This window comes from uncultured Mailhella sp. (assembly GCF_905187505.1).
Classification (GTDB): domain Bacteria; phylum Desulfobacterota; class Desulfovibrionia; order Desulfovibrionales; family Desulfovibrionaceae; genus Mailhella.
Genome location: NZ_CAJJIC010000030.1, coordinates 1 through 23,932 on the forward strand (window position 1 = coordinate 1; position 23,932 = coordinate 23,932).

The following is a 23,932-nucleotide window of genomic DNA, read 5'->3' on the forward strand; positions in this document are numbered from 1 at the left end:
CCCCGACACTTGTGCTAAGCTGAAGTTCATACCGGGACAGCGGCATTTCTCAAGGGTATTCCTGCTCTGTCCCGACGGCATCTGGAGCTGATTATGCTGAATGGTTATGACGTGATAGGTGACATACACGGATGTGCGGACAGGCTGGAAGCCCTTCTCTCCCGCCTCGGCTACGAAAAGAACGGGGGCGTGTGGAGACATCCCGACAGAATGGTCATATTTCTCGGCGACTACATCGACCGGGGGCCGCAGATTCTGGAAACGCTGAAAATCGTCCGCAACATGCGCGAGGCCGGCTCCGCGGAATGCCTCATGGGCAATCACGAGTTCAACGCCGTATGCTGGAACACCTCCGATCCCGATCATCCGGGCCAGTACCTTCGCAGTCACAATGAAAAGCACACCGCCCAGCACGCCGCCACGCTGGAGCAGCTTGCGGGCTGCTATCAGCCATGGATTCAATGGATGCGCACCCTGCCCCTGTGGCTGGAGCTCGGCGATCTCGGCGGAGACGGCAACCGTCTGCACATGGTGCACGCCTGCTGGTCGCCGGAGGCCATGCGCGCGCTGCTGAACGGCGAATGCGGCGGCGAAGCCATGCTCACCGGCCGCAAGGATGCGCCCCGCCTTACCGAAGCCGGCTATCTGAGGGCCGGACGCGACAAGGCCAGCTGCGAATATCAGGCCGTGGACGTGCTGCTCAAGGGCCCGGAAATTCCCCTGCCGGAGAATACGGTTTTTCAGGACAAGGACGGAAACGAACGGGACCGCATACGCGTCAGATGGTGGCTCGGCATGGGCGAGACCTGCCGGGACATGGCGCTCATGGGCGAGGAAGACATTGCCGCCCTTCCCGAAGACGCCAGACCCGAACCCGGCATATGGGAAGCCATTCCCGTGGAATACCCCACCTTCTTCGGCCACTACTGGCGAAGCCCCGGAGAGGGCATCCGCCTGTACGCGCCCTCCGTGGCCTGTCTCGACTTCAGCGCCGTCAAGGGCGGTCCGCTTGTGGCCTATCGCTGGAACCGCGGCGACAGCGCCCTGCGGGACGACCGCTTCGTGTGGGTGGGCAGGGACGCGGACGCCACCGCCCGTTCCAAGCGCATCTTCTTTCCCTGATGCCCCCCCGCCAGGCTTGAAGTTCCGACGGCCTCCGCACGCAGTGCCCGCGCCGCAACGTCCTGGCACACCTGCCGGAAGTTCCGAACGCCGTTCTTCCACGACAAAAAAGCTCCCGTTGCCGGGAGCTTTTTTGTCCGGCGCTTCTGCGGGGATGAACGCCTCCCGCAGAAGCGCGCGGCATGACGAGCCGGGCGGGCGAGCCGGAAGAAGGACCTGTTCTCCCTCCGACGAAGCGCTCCTCTCCTGCCAGAAAAAAGAGCTGCCCGTCCGTCCGATTCTTTTCCTGCCGCGGAAGGCAGGAAAACTCATGACTGTCATGTTCTTCCGGCATACCGTCCGAAAACGTCGTCAAGGTTCATGCCGGTGCCGAGGCGCCACCAGTCGTGCGGCGACGAATGCCGTCGGACATCCGCCTAAAAACGCAGATCGCGTTCCCCTTCCTCCAGCCTTTTCAGATAAAGGGCCGTCTGATTTCTGCGGCTCTCCCGGGTGATGCCGGCAAGCTCATCGGCAATCATCCTCTCGCCGAGCGTACGCAGCTCTTCGTCGGCATAATCAAGCAGATACTCTTTAAACGTGAGCATGGCGTTGGGCTGACAGCAGTTGCTTATTTCTCCGCTTTTGGCCAGAGGCATGAAGCGGTCGCCCGTGCGCCCGGAACGGTAGCACGCCGTGCAGAAGCTCGGCAGATATCCGTCGCGCACGAGGCCCTTGAGCACGTCCTCGGGCCTGCGCTCGTCGGCAAGATGAAACTGCGGCGTCTCTCCGGGCACCGTCCGATCTGGATGAGCATAGCCTCCCACGCCCACGCAGGACCCCGCGCTCATCTGGGACATGCCTATGTCGAGCAGCTCGCGACGGAATTCGGCGGACTCTCTGGTGGTGAGTATCATGCCGGTATAGGGCACGGCCAGACGCGTGACCGCGATGAGATGCTTGAAATCCCGGTCGCTCACCAGCCTGTAGGCGGAATAGTCCACGCCTTCGGCGGGCAGCAGGCGGGGGAAGGAAATGGTATGCGGTCCCACTCCGGCCACGGCCTCAAGATGCTCCGCGTGCATGAGCAGCCCCATCACTTCATAATGCCAGTCATACAGGCCGAAAAGCGCTCCTATGCCCACGTCGTCCAGTCCGCCTTCGAGCATGCCACGGTCCATGGCCTCGGTATGCCATTCATAGCTGGCCTTGGGACCTCCCATGTGCATGAACTCATAGGTGGGCTTGTGGTAGGTTTCCTGAAAAAGAATGTAGGTGCCGAGTCCGGCATCCTTGAGCCTGCGGTAATTCTCCGCCGTGGTGGCGGCTATGTCCACGTTCACCCGGCGGATGGAGCCGTTGCGCAGCTTCGTGGAATAAATGGTGTGCATGCATTCGAGAATGTAGTCGAGGGGACAGTTGCGGTCGTCCTCGCCTGCCTCAAGAAGAAGGCGCTTGTGCCCGAGCGCCTCCAGCGCCAGCACCTCCTCACGGAGCTCCTCCTGGGAAAGCTTGCGGCGCACGGTTTTATTGCTGGCGTGAAAGCCGCAGTAGCGGCAGTTGTTCACGCAGTAGTCGGAAAGGTACAAAGGCGCGAACATCACGATGCGGCGCCCGTAGATGCGCTCCTTGATCTCGCGGGCCAGCGCATACATGCGCTTCAGCGTTTCCTCATCGTCCACAAAGAGCAGCACCGCCGCTTCGCGATGCGTCAGCCCGCGGCATTCGCGGGCCCTGTTCAAAATGCGTTCAACTTCGGTCCTGTCGGAGGCACGTTTCCTCCCCTCCTCCAGAGACTCCAGAATCTCGGCATCATCGATGAACTCGTTGGAATCGAGCGAGCATACATCGTACATGATCATCCCCCGGCGGAAACGTCCGCCCCGGCTCTCGGCCAGCCATGGCAACATTGCCGTTAAACATGGCGCACAAAACAAAAAAGGCGCCTGCCCGCAAGGAAAGGCGCCCGGCAGTCGACAAGAGCCGCGCAAAGGCGGAAGACAGACGGGGACAGCACAGACCTTTCTGCTCGGAACGGCAAAGAGGCGCGTCTTCACAGTCGGGATACCGCAACAAGGGCCGCATGCATGCGGCAGAACTTTCCGGAAGATGAATCCGCCGGTCAGTTGGAGGCATCATACGCTTTCTGCGGCGTGAGGCAAGAAAAATCAGGCATCAGTCCAAGGAAGCCTTTCTCCCTGTCAGCGGCATCCATGCCTTGACAAGAACCGGCATTCCTGAAAGGCTCCCTCCCGCCGGGAAAATCCCTTTCCCAAAGCCCGGTCATCGCTCCGCCTTCCGAAGGAAGGCCTTTTCACAGGAGAAAACACCATGGAAGAAAACCGCCTCGGCATTGTCGGCATCATCGTGGAAGATCTTGAGGCCTCCTCCGCCCTGAACGCCATTCTTCATCAGTATTCCGACATCATCGTCGGCCGTCTGGGCATTCCCTACCGCGACAGGGGCGTGTCCATCATTTCCATCGCCGTGGACGGCAGCAATGAAGCCATCTCCGCCATGACCGGCAAGATAGGCCAGCTCGAGCACGTGTCCGTCAAGTCCGTCATCACCAAATAGCGATTTCGGACAACCGTTTTTTCACGCCCGCCGGCTTTATGTGCGGCGGGCTTTTTTCATGCCTTTTTCCGACGGGCAGGAGCCTCCGCAAGAGGATGCGCCGCTCTTGCTCGGTTTATTTTCCCGGGAAAAAGGCCTATGGTCGGGACGAATTCACGTCCCAGGAGCCAACATGAGAGAAATTTCCGTCGAACTCATACGCGATACCGTGGCCAGACTGGCCATGGAGGCCTGCTGTCACCTGCCGCAGTCCACGCTTGACGCCATGCACCACGCCAGAGAATGCGAGCTTTCCCCCACCGGACGCGACGTTCTCGACCAGCTCATCGAGAACGCCGGCATAGCCGCCTCGGAAAACGTGCCCATCTGTCAGGACACCGGGCTTGCCGTGGTCTTTGCCGACATAGGACAGGACGTGCACATCACCGGCGGTCTTTTTGAGGACGCCGTCAATCAGGGCATCGCCAAGGGCTACACGGAAGGATATCTGCGCAAGTCCTCGGTGGCGGAACCGCTCTTCGAGCGCAAAAACACGGGCGACAACACCCCTGCCATCATCCACGTCCGTCTCGTCGAAGGCGACCGCATCGCTCTGCGCCTCGCCCCCAAGGGCGCGGGCAGCGAAAACAAGGGCGCGCTGCACATGCTCGTTCCCGCAGACGGCATCGAAGGCGTGAAAAAGGCCGTGGTGGAAACCGTGCGCCACGCAGGAGCCAGCCCCTGCCCGCCCATGGTCATCGGCGTAGGCATCGGCGGCAACATGGAAACGGCCTGTCTTTGCGCCAAGAAGGCCTGTGCCAGAGACGCGGACAGCCGCAACCCCGACCCTCGCTACGCAAAGCTGGAGGACGAACTTCTGGATCTCGTGAACCGGCTCGGTACCGGACCTGCCGGTCTCGGCGGCAGCGTCACGGCCTTCAAGGTGAACGTGGAGTTCTGCGCCACGCACATCGCCAGCCTGCCCGTAGCCGTCAACATCAACTGCAATGCCGCGCGTCATGCCGAAGCCGTGCTGTGAGGAACATGCCATGCCCGCCACCCATCATCTGACCACGCCTCTTTCCCGCGAGGACATCCGCAGTCTGCGCGCAGGCGACCTCGTCTTCATCACGGGCACCGTCTATGCCGCGCGCGACGCAGCCCACAAGCGCATGATCGAAGCCCTCGAAAGAGGAGACTCCCTGCCCTTCGATCCGGCCGGACAAATCATCTACTATGTGGGGCCCACGCCCGCAAAGCCCGGAAGGCCCATAGGTTCGGCCGGGCCCACCACCTCGGGCCGCATGGATGCCTACGCCCCGCGTCTCATGGAACTCGGCCTTGCCGGCATGATAGGAAAGGGCAACCGCTCGAAGGCCGTCATGGACGCCATACGCGACAACGTATGCGTGTACTTCGCCGCCACGGGCGGAGCCGCGGCGCTCATTTCCCGCTGCATCACCTCCTATACCGTGCTTGCCTGGCCTGAACTCGGCCCCGAGGCGCTGGCCGTCATGACCGTGGAAAACTTTCCCGTGACCGTGGTGGCCGACTGTCATGGCGGCGACCTGTACGAAGAAGGACGAAAGCCCTATCAGAGCATCTGACAGAACGCATTCCCCGCATGAGGACATCCCCTTCCGAGCAAGTTCGGGAGGGGATGTCTTCGTTCCGGCCGCCTCCGGCATCCGAACTTCCGCCCCCCTCGACATTCCCCGACACGCCGTCAACCAGGCGATAAGCGCCGTTCCCTCCGCGCTTTCGTCCCTCACGGCATGGACGCAAGCGCGAAAGCCCGTGTTCCGCCCTTTCCGAAGTTTCTCCGTGCACCATGGAAAACGCACGTTTCTCCGCTCCCCGGCCGACTCACAAGACCCGCCCTTTGGGCGGCATGGAGGGCGAAATCCGCCGTGCCTTGTTCCCCGCTTGTCTTTCCATCTGCCGCGCCTTTTCTCTACACGCTCTGAAACGTGTATTTATTCCATCTGCGATTTACAAGAACAAGATTATAACAAACCTGTCACAAAAGACTTCTTTCTCTTGTGAACCATATTATGCATTTCACAAGATTATAAAGAAACTGCCATAAAAAAGTTCCTGTTGTTGACGAATGAGATTTTATGAACTTATATATGACAGAATCGTCATAATTCTTTTCCCCTCTCAGGGCTCTATTCCGGGAATCCCATGGCCGACATGCTTTTTTTCGACAGGCAGGACCGGGCCCTCATGAAGATGATCAACGGCATCATCGATTACGGTCCGTCTTCCGATCTCGAGCACAAAATATTCAATGCCCGTCTCCATCCCCACGGCATTCTCAATCTCTCCACCTCCCATGAATTCCGCATGGCGCAGGCAGTCATCAATCTTCTCGGCAGTCTCACCAAGGCCGGTCCTGCGGAAGATCGCCTCGGCGCACTGCGAACGCTGCACGACGAAGTGCTGCACAGCGCCCAGACCACGTTCCGCTACAACACGGGACGCGTGCTCATACAGATCATGAAGGCCATCATCCGCTCGCGCAATGATGAGGATGCGCAGCTCAGGCTCATCCACGATTTCCGCAAGGCCGTATCCGGCAATCCTCGCATCGTTCGGGAATTTCTTACCCGCCACCATCTCATGGAAATGCCGGAAGAATGGAACCAGCTCACCATGGACCATCATGTTCACGACGCCAACACCAAAGGGCGGAAGAACGCCACCTTTCTCATCATGGACGCGTGGGTGAAGGGCATACGGTATCTTACCGTGGTATACTACAACTATGTGGACCTCGAGGTGGCCCGGGAACTTCTGAGCGCGGCGTCCATCATGGGCATTTCCGTGCGCATCGGCCTTGAATTCCGCGCCTCCTTCCGGGGCAGATACGTCAACTTCATATGGGCGCCGCGCGGCTTCTCCGACGTCGAGGACTTTCTGGAATTCCTCAGTTCCGAACCCATGCGCACGTTCATGGATGAAGGGCGACGTGCCTCCTGGTGGCTGCGCGGACACGTGATGGCCACGCTCGACCTGTGGAACGGCAAATACGCTCCGGCGCTCACGCGGGATCTCGGCATTCCCGTCACCACGCTGGATCCCAAGGCCTTTCTTGCCTTCGTGGGAAACGGCCAGCCCTCGCTTCTGCATCTTGCCGAATTTGCGCACAAGGCGCTTCTGCCTAAGTTTCAGGCAAAGACCGAAGCGCTGACCATGGAACTGGAAGAAGCCGACGAGAGCCGCCGCGCGGAAATCATGCGCCGCATACGACGCATGGATGAATTCACGCCCTCCGTCATCCATGACAGCTGCCTTGATCCCGAATGCAACCCGGAACTCCCCTCGCCGGAAGACCCTCCGACCTCAGAGGACGACAACCGCCCGGAACTTCTGCGTCTCAGCGTGCCTCAGCTTCTCGAAAGGCTGAGCTCCCTGCGCAGCGGCTACCGCATCACGCTGCAGCTTGCCGGGCTCACGGCGGAAGACGTGCTGGAAATACTCTGGGACGGTCAGGGCTTCATCACGCATCTGGAGCTCTTCAACGTGAAGGAATGGCACGACGGCAATCTGGCGCACCTCAAGGAAATCAACGACCTTCAGGTCGCCATCAACAAGGGCGACGTCATGCTGCTCAAAAAAATGCTGCGCGGCATGCTGCAGAAATTCGACTGCGAATGCTGTCCCGACACGCAGGCGCGCTGCGAAAAGTTCCGGGCCATCCTTGCAGACATTCCCGCGCTTCAGGCGCTCTACAAGTACGCGCCTCTGGCCAGCCACATGGGCACGGACTCCACAAGCCATCTCGGCAACCGCTACGGCATGGGACTGGCCGTGCCGGAGACTCTGCCCGGTTCCGCACGAAAACGCCTGAAGAAGGGCAGCAAGTACATAAGTTCCGTCACGCTTCCTCTGCGCATGCAGCTCGGCTATCGGGAAGAGTACCATCCCCAGGGACACGCCTCGCCCCTCGCCTCATGGCTGCGCCGCACGCTCGGGCTCATCACCTGCGGCATGAGCCGCAGCAGGGAGTGGGAGCCTCTGTATGACGACGTGCGCATAGAACAGCCCGGCAACATCATCACCATGGGCGGCATCACCGTGGAAAAATCCAACGGACTGGCCGTGGATCACAGGGAAAAAATCGCCGAACAGGAAAAAAGCGTCGGCCGCGCCTACCTGAACACCACGTTTTCCAACGTGCTCAAGGTGCTCTTCGGCTTCATTCCCGCGCTGCTTACCTTCCTGAACACCCAGGAGTGGTGGGTTCTGGCATGGTTCGGCGCGCCCATATGGTTCGGCATCACCGGCGTGCGCAACGTCATACAGGCCGTCATCGCCGGGGGCGGCGTGCGCAAGAACATGCTGCTGTCGTGGAAAAAGTTCGTGAACTGGTCCCGTGTGTGCGACTCGCTCATGTATACCGGCATTTCCGTCATTCTGCTGGAAGGGGTCACGCGAAACCTGCTGCTCAGCCGGGTACTCGGACTTACTGTGGAGAACGCCTCTCTTCTGGTGTTTTCCATCATCGCCCTGGCCAACGGCATCTACATTTCCTCGCACAACATCTACCGAGGCTTTCCCCGCACCGCCGTCATCGGCAATTTCTTCCGCAGCGTGCTGGCCATTCCCGTGGCCATGCTCTACAACTCCGTGCTCTACGCCGTGTTTCCGCTCATCGTCAGCATGCCGCCGGAACAGATACTCATTCCCGCGGCGGCCATCGTATCGAAGTTCGCTTCCGACACCGTGGCGGGCATCATAGAATCCACGGCCGACAGGCGCAACAACTACCGTCTGCGGGCCTGGGACTACCGCACCAAGCTCAAGCAGCTCTTCGACTGCTACACCCGGCTCGAACTCGCCTTTCCCGACAAGGACGTGCTGGCGCTGCTTGCCCAGCCCAGGGAGTTCATACGCTTCACCAGTCAGGAAAAGGCCCGCGCCCTGCAGGTGGAAAGCATCATCAACGCGCTGGACCTCATGTACTTCTGGTACTATCAGCCCTGCGCGCAGCAGACGCTTCTCGCCATGCTCCGGGAGATGACGCGTGAGGAGCGCGTTGTTCTGGGGCGTTTTCAGGGCATTCTGCTCAACGTGCAGGAGGTCTGTCAGCTCTTTGTGGACGGCATGCTCGGCCTGAATTTTTCCCGCGCCCTTTCCTTCTATCTGGACAATCATGAGGACTACATCAATACCATAGCAAGACACTGCTCAAGCTTCGAAGTCAGGCGCCAGGCAGGTCGATCATCTGCCCGATAGTTCCGACGCACGAAAAATCCCTCCCGCGCATCCGTACGGGAGGGATTTTTCGTGCACATGCCAAAAAGCCCGCCATGCCGATAGGGACATGGCGGGCTTTCGTCGGCCGTTCCGGCAGAGGAACGGCTTTTAACTCATGGCTTCCGAAGGCACACGCCTTCGGAAGCTGCGCCGTCCGCACAGGCGGACAAGACGCATCTTTGCGGGAGTCAAATGAACATCAGCTCCCGCAGCGGAGCATGAAACCATGCTTCCGCTTCGTGATTTCCGGTCGGTCTTACCCTTCCGCTCTCTCGAATCTCAGGGTGCCGCCGTCCTCGGTTCTGTCGACGACCACGCGGACCTTCCAGCCGTCGCGAATCTCTCCGCTGATGACGGCCTTCGCCAGCGAGGTTTCCAGATTGTGCTGGATCCAGCGCTTGAGCGGACGCGCGCCGTAGGCGGGATCATAGGCCGTTTCCGCAATGAAGTTGCGGGCGTCGTCGGTGAGCTCAAGGGTGATCTTGCGCTCGTCGAGTCTCTTCTGCAGGCTCTTGATCTGCAGATCGACGATGGCGCCGATCTGATCGGAGCGCAGAGGATAGAACATCACGGTTTCATCCACGCGGTTCAGGAACTCGGGACGGAAGAACTTCTTGAGTTCGTTCATGACCGCGTCGCGCACGCCGGGCTTGAACTCGCCCTTCTCGTCGATGCCGTCCAGCATGATGGGAGAACCGATGTTGGACGTCATGATGATGATGGTGTTGCGGAAGTCCACGGTGCGGCCCTGGCTGTCGGTCAGACGGCCGTCGTCCAGAAGCTGCAGGAGCGTGTTGAACACGTCGGGATGAGCCTTTTCCACCTCATCGAACAGCACCACGCTGTAGGGCTTGCGGCGCACGGCCTCGGTGAGCTGGCCGCCTTCCTCATAACCGACATATCCTGGCGGCGAACCGATGAGGCGGGATACCGAGAACTTCTCCATGTATTCGCTCATGTCGAGACGAACCATGTTGTCCTCGGTGTCGAACAGGGCTTCGGCAAGGGCCTTGCACAGTTCCGTCTTGCCCACGCCGGTGGGGCCGAGGAAGATGAAGGAACCGAGAGGACGATGCGGGTCGGAAAGACCGGCGCGGGCCCTCAGCACGGCGTCGGACACGGCCTGCACGGCCTCGTCCTGACCGATCACGCGCTCATGGAGTCGCGCGGGCAGTTCCAGCAGCTTTTCGCGTTCCGACTGCAGCAGACGGGTGACGGGAATGCCGGTCCAGCGCGCCACGATGTCGGCCACGTCGTCCGGGCCCACTTCCTCGCGCAGCAGACGCGTTTCCTTGCCGTCGCCCTCGGCCGCGGCCTTCTCTTCGGTCTCCTTGAGCTTCTTCTCAAGCTCGGGGAGCGTGGCGTACTTGAGCTGCGAGGCCTTGGCCAGGTCGTAGGAGCGTTCCGCCTCTTCGATCTGATGGCGGGTCTGCTCGATTTCTTCCTTGAGCTTGCGCACGCCGTTGATGGTCTTCTTTTCCTCTTCCCAGCGGGTGCGCAGCGTAGTCTGCGTGCCGCGCAGGTCGGCGAGCTCGTTTTCCAGCTTCTGCAGACGTTCGCGGGAGGCGTCGTCGGTTTCGCGGCGCAGAGCCTCGCGTTCGATCTCAAGCTGCATGACCTTGCGGTTGATTTCATCGAGCTCGGAAGGCAGCGAGTCTATTTCCGTACGGATCATGGCCGCGGCTTCATCGATGATGTCGATGGCCTTGTCCGGGAGCTGACGGTCGGAAATGTAGCGCTGCGAGAGCACCACGGCTTCCACGATGGCGGAATCGCTGATGCGCACGCCATGATGCACTTCAAAGCGCTCCTTCAGGCCGCGCAGGATGGAAATGGCATCCTCGGTATTGGGTTCGTCCACCAGCACGGGCTGGAAACGACGCTCAAGAGCCGGATCCTTTTCGATGTACTTGCGGTACTCGTCGATGGTGGTTGCGCCTATGCAGTGCAGCTCGCCTCTGGCCAGCATGGGCTTGAGCAGGTTGCTCGCGTCCATGGCGCCGTCGGTCTTGCCCGCACCCACGATGGTGTGCAGCTCATCGATGAACAGGATGATGCGGCCTTCCGCACGCTGCACTTCGTTGAGCACAGCCTTCAGACGTTCCTCGAACTCGCCGCGGTACTTGGCGCCCGCGATGAGCGCGCCCATGTCGAGGGCGATGAGCTTCTTGTTCTTCAAGCCTTCGGGCACGTCGCCCTTCACGATGCGGTGGGCAAGACCTTCCACGATGGCGGTCTTGCCGACGCCCGCCTCACCGATGAGAACAGGGTTGTTCTTCGTGCGGCGGGACAGAATGCGGATCGTGCGGCGTATCTCCTGATCACGTCCGATGACGGGATCGAGCTTGCCCTTGCCCGCGGCCTCCACAAGATCGCGTCCGTACTTGGAAAGCGCCTCGTAGGTGTCCTCGGGGCTGGCGGAAGTCACGCGCTGGCCGCCGCGCACTTCGGCGGTGGCGCGCAGGAACTTCTCCTGATCGATGCCGTTCCTGCGGCAGATGTCGCCCATGGCTCCGCCCGCTTCGATGAGCTGGGCAAAGATGTGCTCCACGCTGATGTATTCGTCCTTCAGACGACGGGCCAGTTCTTCGGACTGGGCCAGAGCACGGGCCAGACGCTGCGTGATGCGTATGGTCTGCTGATCGACGCCGGAACCGGTGACGGAAGGCTTCTTGTCGAGAGCCTGTTCCAGTTCGGCGGCTATGACCTCGGGCTTCGCGTTCATGCGGCCGAGTATGCCGGGCACGAGCCCGTCCTTCTGCCTGACGAGGGCAAGGGCGAGGTGCTCGACGTCCACTTCCTGATGATTGCGCATGAGGGCGATGTTCTGAGCCTCGCCGAAAGCCTCCTGCGCCTTCACGGTCAGTCTGTTCATATCCATGGAAAAATCCTCCCTGCGGAGTGCAGCTGCCACGGCAACGCGCGCCGTGAACCGGGCGACCTCACGGTCCGTACCCTTCACAGGCATGGCCATGAGGCCACTGCCTTCCGCACTTCAGAAATCGGTTCCGGCCCGGCCGGAACCGTTGATTTGCTCGAAAGTCATTCGTTCGGGGGAGCAGCTTCCCGAACTTTCCCGCGCCTTCTCCGGGCCGGAACGCTAACGGCGTTCCAGCTCTCTCAGGCGCGTTTCCAGATCCGCTATGCGGTCCAGAAGATCCACGATGATGGTTCCTGCCACGCAGGGCATCTCGAAGTCCTCACACAGTCGCGTCAGCTTTCTGGTACGATAAATATCGGAACGGCGGAAAAAGACGGCATGGGTGGCCCGGCTAGCCGGTTCCAGCCAGCCAAGTTCCATGAGCTCCCGGACACGTTCCACCGGCGTGCCCGTCTGTTCCAGAAATTCGGTCCAGGCAACAAGCGCAGAGGCTGCGGGAGAGCACGCGGTTACTGTTTTAATCGCCATATCCCACCTCTTATATCACTCCGGCAGCTTACTTCTGACCGGCAAGCGCCTTCCACAGTTTCAGCTGTTCTTCATTCAGATCTTCCGGTTTCGGAACGCTGATGGCAACGGTCACATACTCGTCGCCGCGCCCCGTGGCCGGACCAAGTCCGCGTCCGCGGATACGCAGCCGGCGGCCGCTGGAACTGCCGGCGGGAATGTTCAATTCCACCTCGCCGTCCAGCGTGGGCACCCTTTTCTTCGTTCCGAACACGGCTTCCCAGGGCTGCAACGTCACGTCGCAGGTCACATCCAGCCCGTCCACACGGAACACGGGATGCTTCGCGTAGCGGACGGTCAGATAAAGGTCGCCGGCAGGATTGCCGGGATTGCCCTTGCCGCGCAGACGGAGCTTGCCTCCGTCGCGTATGCCGGCAGGAATGGTTATCTGCAGATTGCTCGACTCTCCTGCGCCGGAAAGCGTGACCTGCTTGGTTCCGCCCCTGCGGGCTTCTTCCAGCGTGATCTCGATTTCGGCCTCAACGTCGGAACCGCGGCGCGAGCGCCGGCTGTAGCTGCCGCCGAACGAACCGAAGGGATCGCCTCCGCTCTGTCCGCCGAAGCCGCCGCGGCCCATCTGACCGAACAACGCTTCAAAAAAGTCGCTGTTCATGCCGCTGAAGCCTCCCTGCGCTCCATTGAAATTGAAGTGGAAATTCTCGAAGCCCGGGCCGCCGGTGAACTGCTGCCCGTCCTTCCAGTCGGAGCCGAGCTGATCGTACATGCGACGCTTTTCATCGTCCTTGAGGACTTCGTAGGCTTCGTTGATTTCCTTGAACTTCTCCTCGGCGTTTTTGTCGCCGGGATTCAGGTCGGGATGATACTTGCGGGCGAGCTTCTTGTAAGCCTTGGAGATTTCGTCCTTAGATGCCGAACGCTCCACGCCCAGCAACTTGTAGTAATCCTTGTAAGCCACACCCATATCATTGTCTCCTGTGATGCATCATTTTTCCGCATCGACATTCAGATAAGCACAAGCTTAGGCCAGTCAAGAGGAATTGTCTCTTATTTCAGCAAGAAAGCGGAAAATTTTTCGGCAGGGACGCAAAAGTCAGGGCGCCGCGGCCAGTCCGGGAACGAAAAAACGACCGTCCCGCGGGGCCGGAATCGACCGGAGTTTTCCCTCCCGAGTTCACCGGAGCGCCCTTTTCCGGGCACAGAAGATCGACCGGATGTCCCGCCCCATCCCCTGCCCGCAGCTTTTCCGCGCGCATCAGTCAACCATGCGGGAAGAAATATTTTTTTCACCCCGAAAGAAGACGACGTCTTCTCCCGTTTTCTCTGAAAGGCCTTTTCCCGGCACAATCCCATCCTCTCCCGGAACCGTCGTCCTTATTAAAGGAAAAGACCCGTGCAGGCGAAACATCGCCCGCACGGGTCCATGACTGTTCTTCAGAATGCCGATACGCCGAAGTCGGAAAGGCACGCTTTCAAGGCCTCCTTACAGACGTGAAAAACGTTCCCGTGCCTGCAAGGACGCGCCGTGCCTTTACGGACAGAAGCCTAGCCGCTGCTCATCACCTTTCTGACCAGAATGCGCTGATTCGGATACAGCGGCGTGTCCGGGGTAAGCAGCGTGTCCCCGCAGGCCACGATGGCCGTTCCCTGACGAAGACCCAGCGTTGCCAGCAGAATGCCCACGTTCTTGGCCTTCACCCGGGGCACGTCCACCATCGTCTCTTCCGGCTGGCACGTCACGTGCACCACCTTGGCGGGCCAGGGCTCTCCTTCGGCCGGGCGACGGGCGTCGAGCAGCGCGGCGCGGCCTTCCGGGGTCATGAGTTCAGGATCACGGTAAGGGCAGCGTCCGGGGCAGCGATCGCTTCCGCAGCGTCCGAAAGGTTCGGGCTTGATGTCGATCATGGCGGCCTACTTCACGGTAAGGACGACAAAGCCCTTCTTGCCGTACTTGAGCGTATATTCTCCGGCAGGCAGAGCGGTGAGTCCGTCGGTAAGCTTTTCACCGTTCACCTTGAGGGAACCGGCGGCAATCTTGCGCTTGGCTTCGCCGCGGGAAGGCACAAGGCCGGTGGCGGCAAGAATGGCCACGGGCGAGCAGTCGTCCTCGGCCGAGTTCACGGTCCAGGTGATGGCGTCTTCGGGAATGCCGCCCTTTCTGAACACGTTGTTGAACTCCTCACGGGCGGCGCGGGCGGCCTCCTCGCCGTGGTAGCGGGCCACGATTTCCATGGCGAGCTCTTCCTTCACCAGCTTGGGATGGAGGGAACCGGCTTCCACGCGGGCCTTCATGTCGGCGATCTCTTCAAGAGACTTCACGGAAATGAGCTCGTACCAGTTCCACATGAGCTCGTCGGAAATGGACATGGCCTTGCCGAACTGGTCGGAGGGCGATTCCATGACGCCTATGTAGTTGCCGTAGGACTTGGACATCTTGCGTTCGCCGTCGAGTCCCACAAGAAGAGGCATGGTCAGCGCGCACTGGGATTCCATGCCGTAGTGTCCCTGAAGCGTACGTCCCATGAGCAGGTTGAATATCTGGTCGGTGCCGCCCATTTCCACGTCGGTATGCAGCATGACGGAGTCGTAGGCCTGAAGCAGCGGATACATGAACTCATGAATGGCGATGGGCGAGTTCTCGCGGTAGCGCTTGGCAAAGTCGTCGCGTTCCATCATGCGCGCCACGGTGCAGTTCGACATGAGGCGGAGGAAGTCGGCGGGAGTGAGCCTGTCGCCCCACTCGGAGTTGAACTTCACGGCCGTCTTTTCAGGATAGAGAATCTTGAACACCTGTTCCTTGTAGGTTTCGGCGTTTCTCCTCACGTCTTCCTCGGTGAGCGGAGGACGGGTCTTGGACTTGCCCGAAGGGTCGCCGATGCGGCCGGTGAAGTCGCCGATGAGGAAGGTGACGTTGTGCCCCAGTTCCTGGAACTGACGCATCTTGTGGATGACCACGGTATGTCCGAGATGCAGGTCGGGCGCGGTGGGGTCGAAACCGACCTTGATGTTCAAAGGCTTGTCGCGGGAAAGCTTCTTGCGAAGGTCCTCTTCGCTCACAAGGTCCACAATGCCGCGACGTATGATCTTCACCTGTTCGTCAATGGTCATCTCTGTATTGCTCCTGCCGGGTAGCGGCGCTGAATGATAAAGGTTTCCGCCCTGCCGGACAGGTGCCGGAAATGCGGGCAGGCAGGCATTCTCTCAGGGTTGGGCGGCTCTGTCAACGGCAGGCCCCGGTTCCCCCCCCCCTCCGCGCAGGGACGTCTTTTTTTGTGCAAGGATATGCCTTCCCGTCGCCTTTGCCTCTTGACACCATGAAAGAACGGATTAAAGATAACTCATATTTCTCAGGGCGGGGTGAAAGTCCCCACCGGCGGTGATCCGGCCAGTGCCGGAAGCCCGCGGGCGAAGCTTCACGGGAAGATTCGCAGATCCGGTGCAATTCCGGAGCCGACGGTAACAGTCCGGACGAAAGAGAATGGATCCCAGGCCTTCCTGCGAAGGCACCCCCTCTCCTCTCTCCCAGCGCCTCATGCCGCCCTGATGCCGGATATTCTCCAAAAGGAGTTTGTCATGCGTCAGCTTTCCATCCTTGAATCCTTCGGAACTCCCCGCGAACGTGTCGAACGTGCCATTGCCTCCCTCAAAAGCGGCAACGGCGTGCTCATCGTCGATGACGAAGACCGCGAAAACGAAGGCGACCTCATCTACGCCGCCGAAACGCTCACGCCCGCGCAGATGGCTCTGCTCATCCGCGAGTGCAGCGGCATCGTCTGTCTCTGCCTGACCGACGAAAAGGCCAACGCTCTTGATCTGCCCCCCATGGTGCAGAACAACACCAACAAGAATCATACCGCCTTCACCGTGACCATAGAGGCCGCAAACGGCGTGACCACCGGCGTTTCCGCCGCCGACCGCGTCACCACAGTCAAGGCCGCCATTGCTCCCGACGCCAAACCCGCCGACCTGAACCGTCCCGGCCACGTGTTCCCCCTGCGCGCCAAGCCCAACGGGGTTCTGGAACGCCGCGGCCACACTGAAGTGACCGTGGATCTGTGCCGCATGGCCGGCTTCGCCCCGGCAGGCGTTCTGTGCGAGCTCACCCTGGAAAACGGCACCATGGCCCGGCTGCCTGAAGTTGCGGAATTTGCCCGCGCTCACAACATGCCCCTTGCCACCGTGGACGACGTGGCCCAGTACCGCATGGAAATGGAAGGCGGCAAATAGCCCTTCTTTTCTCCCATGACCGAAAAAGCCCCCGGCTGCTTCTCTGCAGCCGGGGGCTTTTTTCATGAAAATCATGCGCGCGCCCCGCTTCTCTCCGCCTCTTTCCTGTGCACGGCAAAGAGGGCCCGGCCATCATGCCCGACAGAAAGGAAGAGACGCCGGAGCCGCTTTCTCCTCGTTTCGTCCTATCTCATGCGCCCCGCAGCGCCGTCCAGCGCCGCGCGCATGACCATGAAGAAACGGCCTTTGCGGGAACGGAAGGTCCGCCACGAAAACGGCAGCGCAAGCAGCATGAAGGGCAGCGCGAAGGGGTGCGCCCGTCTGAGAAGATAGAAGCGTGCCCGGATGAAGTTCATGTCGTCGCGCGGCGCAAGCTCAGGATCGTCGGTCACGCTCAGAAAAGGCGTAAGTCCTGCCGTGGAGCAGTCCATGCGCCGCACCATGGCTCCGGGAGCCCAGTTCAGGGCATAGCCGGCCTTTCTGGCTCGCAGGCCGTATTCCACATCTTCGTAAAAGCCGATGAAGCGCTCGTCAAAGAGGCCTATGTCCTCGGCCATGGCCCGCGTGATGAGACAGGAGGCGTCGGAAACGTAGTCCAGCCGGGATGCGATCTCCTTTCTGTCGGACAGCCCGTGCCGCTCGAGGCCCTTGTCCAGGGGAATCTGATCCCCGGTCCAGCGGCTCCAGCGTCCGCCCGCGGCACATTCCAGCACGTCGGAATCCTTGACGAGCTGCGTGGATCCCACCATGCCTATGGGCTTTCCGGCGTCTTCATCGTCCAGATGCCGCAGAAGGGCCGCCAGTGCGAAGGATTCAGGTCTCGCGTCGTTGCGCAGCAGCCAGAAGGCATGACAGTCCCTGTCGTACAGAAGAAAACGCATGCCCGCGTTCATGGCTCCGCCTATGCTTTCCGGCTCCTCCCGTCGAAGCAGGACCATCTGTGCTGCGGAAGAATCGGAACCGTAGACCTCCACGGGCCCGGGCAGGCCGTTTCTTGCGGCAAGCTTGCTCCACTCTTCCAGAATGCGGTCGGCCACCTCGTTGTCGGAGCCGTTGTCGCATACCACGATGCGACGGGGCAGCCCGCTCTGGGCATGCACGCAGGCAAGACATTCCAGCGTATTCTTCCAGTCATTGTACGTCAGAATGATGACGCCGACTTCCGTATGCTCCATGATGCTCACCTCTCGGCCGATCGCCGAAAAAACTTTTCTTCAAAATCATACTATGGCCTGCCGTCCATCTTCCGTCAAGACGACGTCCCGGCGCCGTCTCCGTAGTGCCGGCGTATGAAATCCACCACCTGCCTCTCCGCAGGACTGAGCGCGGAGCTCTCCAGATGAATCAGATAATGCGAGGAAGGCATGAGATGCATCCCTTCGACGGGAAGCGCGCGAATGAGCCCGTTGGTCACATACCAGCTGTAGGCGGACATTCTGTGCAGAAAGCATCCCGCCGCCTTGTTCTGCGCCACCATCTGCATGATGTTCTCCCGACTGTTCACATAGACATATTGCGTCATGCCGATGACCTCGAAAATCTTTTTCTGAAAAAGCTGATTTCTTTCGAGCATCTGATTGGAATAGGTGGCCAGCTTGAGCGTGGAGCAGTCCTGCACGGTCAGACTCGCCTTGCTGGCCAGGGGGTGACGGCTGGAAATGAAGACATAATACTCGTCTTCCATGAGAGGCTCGCTGACAAAGCCCATTTCCCTGTACTGCATGATGAGCGTTTCCGCCTCGCCTTCCGAAAAGGCGGTGACCCCCACATGTGCCTTGCCCTGCTGCAAAAACGAACTGAGCTCGTACACCACGGCTTCGTGAAGCACCACGTCCACCAGCGGAATCGCCTGTTTCATGGAAGAAAACACGTGCTCGGTCAGATAGTTGCAGGCCGAAGGTATGGCCACCACGGGCACGAACACCGGCTCGCCCTCCCCCGTATCCGGCTTTTTCCACGACGCTATCTTTGCCGCCAGCTCGGCCAAGAGACTTTTGCAGTCCTCATAAATGCGCACCCCCCAGGCCGTGGGAACGCAGCCTCTGCGGCTGCGCACAAGAAGCTGCACGCCCAGCTCCTCTTCCAGAGAGCGGATGGCGTTGGTCAGCGCAGGCTGCGTGATGTTCAGCTTCTGCGCCGCCTTGTTGAAGGAGTGCGACTCCACGACCTGAACGAAATATTGAAGCTGTTCCAGACGCATGAGACTCCGGCTCAAATCAGTTATAAAAAAATTTATAGCCAACTTATAAAAAAAGAAATTATACACAAGAGGCGCCATCCTGTATGCCGGTATCATGAAAGGAGCGTGTGAGAACTCTCGGCGCCCCGCGACATCATCACAGGAGAAACGCCATGAAACAGCCTTCAAACGATGACTTCAGGCACATCCTGCACATCGTCATCTTCTTTCTTCTCACCTTCGGAACCGGCTTTCTTCCGCCCGTCGGCATCACCGCCATGGGCATGAACATTCTCGGCGTCTTTCTCGGAATGCTTTACGGGTGGACCTTCATCGGATTCGCCTGGCCCAGCATGATATGTCTGGTGGCGCTCGGCTTCACGGGCTACGCCGATCCCGGCAAGATCATCGGCAGCGCGTTCAGCAACCCGGCGGTACTGTTCACCATTTTCGTCCTTGCCTTCACGACCTACTGCGACAAGAGCGGCATCAACACCGTCATGGCCAAATGGTGCCTGAGCCGTCGCATCTTTGCCGGTCATCCCTGGCTGTTCACCGCCTCCGTCCTCACGGGCACGCTCATCATCGGCTTTCTTGTGGACGGCGTTCCCGCGGCCTTCCTCATTGCGGGCATACTCTATTCCATGTTCCGCGACATCGACATGAAGCAGGGCGACAACTATCCCGCCTATCTGCTGGCGGGCGTCTACATGGCGGGCGTGCTTTCCTTTGCCTGCAAGCCCTGGGCCGGTCAGAACCTCATGGGCATCACCGCCCTTGCCGACATCTCCGGGGGCGCGGCCGTCATCGACAATCTCAGTCTCATCGCCATTGCCATGCCGGTAAGCATCGCCACGCTGCTGCTCTATACCCTCATCGTGCGATTCGTCTTCCGCCCCGACATCTCCCATCTCGCCAGCCTCACGCCGGAATATCTCGATTCCATGAGCGCGCAGATACGCGTCGGCAGAAAGCAGGGCATCGCCGCCGCGGCCCTCGTCATCTTCCTCATCGTCATGTTCCTGCCCAACGTCCTGCCCGCAGGCTCCGCGGCCGCCGCGTTTTTCGGCAAGTTCAACATGGTGGTGGCCATGGTGGTCATACTCGGCGTGCTTTCCTTCATACGCGTGGACGGCGAACCGGTGTTCGACTTTCACGACTGCTCCTCCGGCATCAACTGGAACGTCATATGGATGCTGGCCGCATCCATGCCCGTTTCCGCAGCGCTCAGCAGCGACGGCGCGGGACTCAGCCGCGTGCTCAGCGACATTCTCCAGAGCTTCGTCAGCGACGGCAGCATTCTCCTCTTCCTCATCGGATTCATGATCTTCATCAACGTGATGACGCAGTTCACCCACAACGTGACCATCGTGCTCATCGCCGTGCCCATCATCTGGAACCTCGGACAGAGCACGGGCATCAACCCCGTCGGCTTTTCCATCCTCATGCTCCTTGCGGCAGGCGCCGCCTACGCCACGCCCGCCGCTTCCACCGTGGGCGCGCTTTCCTTTGCCAACGGAGAATGGGTCGGCATGCGCCGCGCCTTCAAGGCCGGAATATCCGGCTGCGTGGCGGCCATTTTCTGCATGCTCGTTCTCGGTCTGCCTCTGGTCTCGGCCATCATAGGACTCTAAAAACAATCTTCCCATCCGAGGAGAAAACATCATGGTCATTGACTTTCGCGTACGCGCGCCCTTCGCCGCCTATAAGAACAACTTTTTCACTGCAGAAACCCTTGAACACCTGAACAGCGAAAGCATGCTTCGCGTGGACGCTCCCGTATCCGCCTCCGCCCGTCAGTACTCCATGCCTCTGCTGCTTGAAGAAGCCGATGAAGCGGGCATCGACAAGCTGGTCGTGCCCGTCCGCAAGGCCACGGACGGCAGGAACGAAGATCTGGAAGAGCTCATTGCGCAGCATCCCGACAGAATCATCGGTCTTGCGGGCATCGACGTTCACGACATTCCCGCCGCCATAGCCGAAACGGAACGCTTCGTCGTGAACGGCACATGCACCGGCATCGTCATGGAACCCGGTCAGGACAAGACGCCCTGGTTCGTGAACTCCGCCTGGGCCTTCCCGCTGTACGACTACTGCCAGGAGCAGCGCATTCCCCTGGTGTTCACCTTCGGCGGCATCATGACCCGCTCCCTGCGCTACTACGCGCCCGAGCTCATCGACGACGTGGCCGCCGCCTTCCCCCGCCTGAACATCGCCCTCATGCACGGCGGCTGGCCCTATGTTTCGGAAGTGTGCCAGATAGCCCTGAACCGCCGCAACGTGTACCTCGCCCCCGACTTCTACATGCTCCGTTCGCCCGGCATGGACGAATACGCCATGGCCGCCAACTATCTTCTGCGCGAGCGCGTCATCTTCTCTTCCGCCTATCCCATCATGCCGCTCAAGGGCGCGAAGGAAGGCTATCTCAAGCAGCTGCGCGATGAGGTGAAACCGCTCGTCATGGGCGAAAACGCGGCCCGTTTCCTGGGTCTGTAATTCTGGAGAGCACACATGGCCAACACGTCCGTCTTTACCTGGATGAAGTGGCTCGCCACCATCCTGCTGCCCCTCGGCATACAGTGCATTCCCGCCGGCGAGACCTTTACCGTTCCCATGAGGGAATTTCTGGTCTCCACCATCTTCGTCATCTTTCTTGCGGCGTTCGAGCTGCTGCCCAACATGCTGGTCGGCCTGCTTTTGCCCGTGGCCTACGTGATCACCGGCACCGTGCCCACCCAGACGGCCCTCGGCATATGGTCGGGCAACTTCATGATGTTCATGATCGTGGGCGGCATGATCTTTGCCAACGCGCTCGATGAAAGCGGACTTTTGAACCGCATCGTGCTCTGGGCCGGAACGAAGTGCCGCGGCAGTCTGCTCAAGCTGCTCATGGCGCTCATGGTGGCGGGACTCGTGGTCATGCTCGTTTCCTTCACCAACGGCTGGATGGTGACCATCGTGCTCTGCTACGGCGTGGTCAAGGCCCTCAGGCTGGAGAACACCAAGGAGGGCATACTCATCATGATCGTGGCACAGATCGTGTCCACGGCGGCCCTCAACTTCATCTACAGTCCCGTCACCGTCGGTCTGTGGGGCGGCGGCGTGCAGATGGTGGTCAAGGACTTCGAGATGACCTGGTGGACGCTCACCGTCTACAACCTGCCCTTCATCGTCACGCAGTTCATCATCGTTTTCGTCTTCTACAAGATCTACAAGCCCGCAAGGGAGCTCAAGGGCGGCGCGCAGTACTTCGAGGAGGAATACGCAAAGCTCGGCAGACTCACGGGCAGGGAAAAGAAGGCCATAGTCCTTACCGTTCTGCTCTTCGCCTACATCATCGCCCAGCCCTGGCACAAGCTGGACATCAACTACGGCTTCATCATCATCCCCATGCTGTTCTTCCTGCCCGGCATAGACGTGGCAACAAAGAAAAAGTCACTGGACAACGTCAACTTCGGATTCATCGTCTTCATCGCCTCGTGCATGAGCATAGGCGGCGTGGGCGCGGCCGTGAACATAGGTCCCGCCATCAGCACCTACGTCACGCCCATGCTTCACGGATGTCCCATTCCCCTCTTCCTGTTCCTGTGCATCATCTTCGGCATCATCATGAACATCCTCATGACGCCCTCCGCCATGCAGGGAATGTTCCCCGGCCCTCTGGCCGCGCTCGGCACGGGACTCGGCATCTCCTATCCCCTGCTGCCCTTCATGTGCATGTTCTTTGCCAACGACATGGTCTTCTTCCCCTACGAAAACGCCTATCTTCTGGTGCTCTACGGCTTCGGCGTCATGACCATGAAGGACTTCATGAAATACAACGTCATCAAAATGGTCATCACCTTCGTCCTGTTCTGGGTGCTGGTGCTGCCCTTCTGGTACATGACCGGCCTCATATGACCCCTGCGGGGCGTTCCGGGCTTTCCCCCTGTCGGCCCGGACGCCCCTTCCCTTTTCTACGGAACCGGCGCCAAATCCCGCCGGCACGAACGGAATGCTTCATGACGAAGCGCCTTCTGCTCCGACACAAGCATCCCGCCTTCACGTTCAACGGAACGGTGTTCTCCGCTCCCACGCAAGGAGTCTCTCATGAAAATCATCGATGTCCGCATGCGTCCTCCCTTCAAGCCCTACGTCGGCAAGGGCAACATATTCGACATGGAGCTGGACAATCCCTTTGCCCTCAAGAACTTCTACAAGAACTTCGGCATGAACCTTTCCGATTCCATGCGCGAGGCATCCATGGAAAAGCTGTTCGAGGAAATGGACCGGGCAGGAGAGATGACCGGTGTCGTCTCCATCCGCAGGAATGCGAACGGCTATGAAAACGACGCTCTTCTGGACCTTCTCAAGGCCTATCCCGACCGTTTTCTCGGAGCCTGCGGCATCCATCCCGACAGCAGCAAAGAAACGCTGGACACCCTGCAGAACTACGTGCTCGACGGCCCCTGCGTCACGGCCTTCATGGAACCCGGCTATCACGGCGTCATGATGGACGACAAGAGCCTCTTTCCCACCTATGAGTTCTGCGAAAAGAACCACATTCCGCTGCTCATTTCCTTCGGCGGATTCCACGGTCCCACGGACGAGTTCTGCAAGCCCATTCATGCCGGCAACGTGGCCGACGCCTTCCCCGATCTGAAAATGGCGCTCTGCCATGCCTGCTGGCCCTGGGTTGAAGCCGCCGTCTGGCTGGCGTTCCGTCATCCCAACGTGTACCTCTCGCCCGACATCTACGCTCTTCATGCCGCAGGAGCTCAGTCCTACATCGAAGCGGCCAACTACATGCTGCGCGACAAGATTCTCTACGGCTCCGCCTACCCCTGCGTGGACGTGGAAAGCTCCGTGGCCATGTATCTTGAAAAGCTTCGCCCCGAAGTGGTGGAAAACATCATGCACAAAAACGCCGAGACCTTCTTCGGTCTGAACGCATAGTCCCTTCTCTTCCTGAAAAAAAAGCCGCCGACTAAAAAGCCGACGGCTTTTTCTGCATTGAAAGCAGAAACGCGCCTTCCCGCAGGCGCGCGCCGACACGCCTGCGCCCTCCTTCATTGCACTTCTCCGTGAAGGCGCAACGAAAAATGGACGCTCAAGGCCGGCGCAGCCCGTTCTTGAGCCACCCGGCAGTATTTCTCACCAACGAAAAAGCGCCCGGCATCTTGAAAAACGCCGGGCGCCGAAGTTCAAAGCCTCGTTGA

The 23,932-nt window shown here is 60.0% G+C and carries 18 protein-coding genes and 1 riboswitch; of the genes, 10 read left to right on the forward strand and 8 right to left on the reverse strand.

Annotated elements, in window-relative coordinates:
- Positions 1-93 precede the first annotated feature (93 nt).
- Positions 94-1,122, forward strand: a complete 1,029-nt coding sequence (locus tag QZZ60_RS04710) for a metallophosphoesterase (RefSeq protein WP_295638534.1) — start codon at positions 94-96, stop codon at positions 1,120-1,122.
- 416 nt (positions 1,123-1,538) lie between these two features.
- On the opposite strand, the gene hydG is transcribed toward QZZ60_RS04710, so the two are convergent.
- Positions 1,539-2,957 (reverse strand): [FeFe] hydrogenase H-cluster radical SAM maturase HydG, encoded by a 1,419-nt coding sequence (gene hydG, locus QZZ60_RS04715; protein ID WP_295638537.1) that lies wholly within the window; start codon positions 2,955-2,957, stop codon positions 1,539-1,541.
- A gap of 475 nt (positions 2,958-3,432) precedes the next feature.
- Here hydG and QZZ60_RS04720 point away from each other — a divergent pair, with 475 nt between their 5' ends.
- From QZZ60_RS04720 to QZZ60_RS04735, 4 genes are all read left to right on the forward strand, one after another.
- The gene (locus tag QZZ60_RS04720; RefSeq protein WP_295638540.1) at positions 3,433-3,678 is read left to right on the forward strand and encodes a TM1266 family iron-only hydrogenase system putative regulator; all 246 of its coding nucleotides are present in this window, start codon (positions 3,433-3,435) and stop codon (positions 3,676-3,678) included.
- Between the two features lie 172 nt (positions 3,679-3,850).
- Entirely contained in the window at positions 3,851-4,696 is an 846-nt protein-coding gene (locus QZZ60_RS04725) for a fumarate hydratase (RefSeq protein ID WP_295638543.1), read from the forward strand.
- 10 nt (positions 4,697-4,706) lie between these two features.
- Positions 4,707-5,264: a Fe-S-containing hydro-lyase gene (locus tag QZZ60_RS04730; RefSeq protein ID WP_295638546.1), complete on the forward strand. Its 558-nt coding sequence runs from the start codon at positions 4,707-4,709 to the stop codon at positions 5,262-5,264.
- A gap of 580 nt (positions 5,265-5,844) precedes the next feature.
- A complete protein-coding gene (locus QZZ60_RS04735) occupies positions 5,845-8,901 on the forward strand; it encodes a hypothetical protein (RefSeq protein WP_295638549.1) in 3,057 nt (1,018 codons plus the stop codon).
- Between the two features lie 277 nt (positions 8,902-9,178).
- Here the strand turns inward: QZZ60_RS04735 and clpB are convergent, their stop codons facing one another.
- The 5 genes from clpB to tyrS form a co-directional block, all read right to left on the reverse strand.
- On the reverse strand, positions 9,179-11,803 hold the full coding sequence (gene clpB / locus QZZ60_RS04740) for an ATP-dependent chaperone ClpB (RefSeq protein ID WP_295638552.1): 2,625 nt from the start codon (positions 11,801-11,803) through the stop codon (positions 9,179-9,181).
- Positions 11,804-12,022: 219 nt separating this feature from the next.
- Positions 12,023-12,331 carry a chaperone modulator CbpM gene (locus tag QZZ60_RS04745; RefSeq protein WP_295638555.1) on the reverse strand — a complete coding sequence of 103 codons (309 nt, stop codon included), beginning with the start codon at positions 12,329-12,331 and terminating at the stop codon, positions 12,023-12,025.
- 28 nt (positions 12,332-12,359) lie between these two features.
- Positions 12,360-13,292 (reverse strand): DnaJ C-terminal domain-containing protein, encoded by a 933-nt coding sequence (locus tag QZZ60_RS04750; RefSeq protein ID WP_295638558.1) that lies wholly within the window; start codon positions 13,290-13,292, stop codon positions 12,360-12,362.
- Positions 13,293-13,873: 581 nt separating this feature from the next.
- Positions 13,874-14,233: a hypothetical protein gene (locus tag QZZ60_RS04755; RefSeq protein ID WP_295638561.1), complete on the reverse strand. Its 360-nt coding sequence runs from the start codon at positions 14,231-14,233 to the stop codon at positions 13,874-13,876.
- 6 nt (positions 14,234-14,239) lie between these two features.
- Entirely contained in the window at positions 14,240-15,436 is a 1,197-nt protein-coding gene (gene tyrS, locus QZZ60_RS04760) for a tyrosine--tRNA ligase (protein WP_295638564.1), read from the reverse strand.
- A gap of 231 nt (positions 15,437-15,667) precedes the next feature.
- A riboswitch (FMN riboswitch) is annotated at positions 15,668-15,812 on the forward strand.
- Between the two features lie 89 nt (positions 15,813-15,901).
- Between tyrS and ribB the strand changes: the two genes are divergently transcribed.
- Complete coding sequence (ribB, locus tag QZZ60_RS04765; protein ID WP_295638567.1) at positions 15,902-16,555, forward strand: 3,4-dihydroxy-2-butanone-4-phosphate synthase; 654 nt, start codon at positions 15,902-15,904, stop codon at positions 16,553-16,555.
- Positions 16,556-16,740: 185 nt separating this feature from the next.
- Here the strand turns inward: ribB and QZZ60_RS04770 are convergent, their stop codons facing one another.
- Together QZZ60_RS04770 and QZZ60_RS04775 are read right to left on the reverse strand one after the other, a co-directional pair.
- A complete protein-coding gene (locus tag QZZ60_RS04770; RefSeq protein WP_295638569.1) occupies positions 16,741-17,730 on the reverse strand; it encodes a glycosyltransferase in 990 nt (329 codons plus the stop codon).
- Between the two features lie 74 nt (positions 17,731-17,804).
- Entirely contained in the window at positions 17,805-18,755 is a 951-nt protein-coding gene (locus QZZ60_RS04775; RefSeq protein ID WP_295638572.1) for a LysR family transcriptional regulator, read from the reverse strand.
- A gap of 152 nt (positions 18,756-18,907) precedes the next feature.
- On the opposite strand from QZZ60_RS04775, the gene QZZ60_RS04780 reads away from it, so the two are divergent.
- The 4 genes from QZZ60_RS04780 (at position 18,908) to QZZ60_RS04795 (ending at position 23,669) form a co-directional block, all read left to right on the forward strand.
- A complete protein-coding gene (locus tag QZZ60_RS04780; protein WP_295638575.1) occupies positions 18,908-20,368 on the forward strand; it encodes an SLC13 family permease in 1,461 nt (486 codons plus the stop codon).
- A gap of 31 nt (positions 20,369-20,399) precedes the next feature.
- Positions 20,400-21,230 (forward strand): amidohydrolase family protein, encoded by an 831-nt coding sequence (locus QZZ60_RS04785; RefSeq protein ID WP_295638578.1) that lies wholly within the window; start codon positions 20,400-20,402, stop codon positions 21,228-21,230.
- Between the two features lie 15 nt (positions 21,231-21,245).
- Positions 21,246-22,634, forward strand: coding sequence for an SLC13 family permease (locus tag QZZ60_RS04790; RefSeq protein WP_295638580.1), 1,389 nt, complete (start codon positions 21,246-21,248; stop codon positions 22,632-22,634).
- Between the two features lie 189 nt (positions 22,635-22,823).
- Entirely contained in the window at positions 22,824-23,669 is an 846-nt protein-coding gene (locus QZZ60_RS04795) for an amidohydrolase family protein (protein WP_295638583.1), read from the forward strand.
- Positions 23,670-23,932: the final 263 nt, after the last annotated feature.